General features: G+C 63.0%; 2 protein-coding genes. Both read right to left on the bottom strand.

What is annotated here, in order from left to right:
* On the bottom strand, positions 1–536 hold a 536-nt coding region (locus tag NW857_RS13120; RefSeq protein ID WP_414369233.1), incomplete at its 3' end, for an amidase.
* Positions 537–713: 177 nt separating this feature from the next.
* Complete coding sequence (locus NW857_RS13125; RefSeq protein ID WP_414369235.1) at positions 714–1,031, bottom strand: hypothetical protein; 318 nt, start codon at positions 1,029–1,031, stop codon at positions 714–716.
* Between the last annotated feature and the right edge of the window lie 74 nt (positions 1,032–1,105).

The raw sequence follows: 1,105 nt of genomic DNA on the forward strand, positions 1-1,105 counted from the left end.
GCCGGCTGGCGGATCGATCCCCCCGTATCCGATCCCAAGGCCACCACCGCCTGGTCTGCCGCCACCGCCGCCGCCGACCCGCCTGAGGATCCCCCTGGCACCCGCGTCAGATCCCAGGGGTTGGCAGTGCGCTGAAAGGCCGAGTTTTCCGTGGAGCTGCCCATGGCAAACTCGTCCAGGTTGGTTTTGCCCACCGTCACCATGCCGGCTGCCGCCAGCCGCGCCGTCACCGTTGACTCGTAGGGCGGCACAAACCCCTCCAGAATCCGAGAAGCGCAGGTGGTGCGGATCCCTTGGGTGCAGAGGTTATCTTTCACAGCCAACGGGATCCCGGCCAGCGGACCAATCGCCTCCCCGGCGCGAATGCGGGCATCCACCGCCCTAGCCTGTTGCAGCGCCAGCTCCTCCGTAACAGTAATAAAGCTCTTGAGCTGCGGCTCCAGTTGGTGCAGGCGCTCCAGGTATTCGCGCGCGATCTCCTCGGCCGAGCGCTCTTTGCTCACCAACTGGCGGTGCAGGGCACGGATAACAGACATATGGCAAACTCGCTAAGGAAGGGAAAGGCCGATCGAGCAACGTCAAAGTTCTCTCTAGAGTAATCCAGCACGGATCCCTACTAACTCCCCTCTCCCTCAGGGAGAGGGGCCGGGGGTGAGGGGCTGCTCCCCCAAAGAGAGGGGCCGGGGGTGAGGGCCAGCGCGGAGCGCTTGGGCCTACCGCCGTTCCAAAAAATCGCGGCGCAGATCTCGAATCTCCTGCCGCATCTCCCTCATCTCTTGGGCCATCTCGTCAGTGCGCCGTTCCAGAGCTTCAGTTCGGCGCTCCAGGGCATCCGTGCGGCGCTCGATAGCGCGGGTGCGCGCATCAAAGCGATCCATGGACTCGCGGAAAAACTGGGCCAGCACTGCCTGCCCTTCTCGCAGTTCTTGAATCAGAAGCTGCTGATTTTGTTGGACAAGACGTAGCTCCTGCTGGGCCGCTTGCAGCTCTTGAACAGCGCGGATCAGCCACTCTTCTTGTTCCGGAGTCATTATCAACTAGAGCGAGAGGATGCCAAGATCCTACCACCAACTCCCCTCTCCCTCAGGGAGAGGGGCCGGGGGTG

This window comes from Synechococcus sp. H55.9 (genome assembly GCF_047462355.1).
GTDB lineage: Bacteria > Cyanobacteriota > Cyanobacteriia > Thermostichales > Thermostichaceae > Thermostichus.

Bases quoted from the DNA above. Each gene is read 5' to 3' on its own strand.
- NW857_RS13125 (WP_414369235.1), bottom strand. From the start codon at position 1,031: ATGACTCCGGAACAAGAAGAGTGGCTGATCCGCGCTGTTCAAGAGCTG.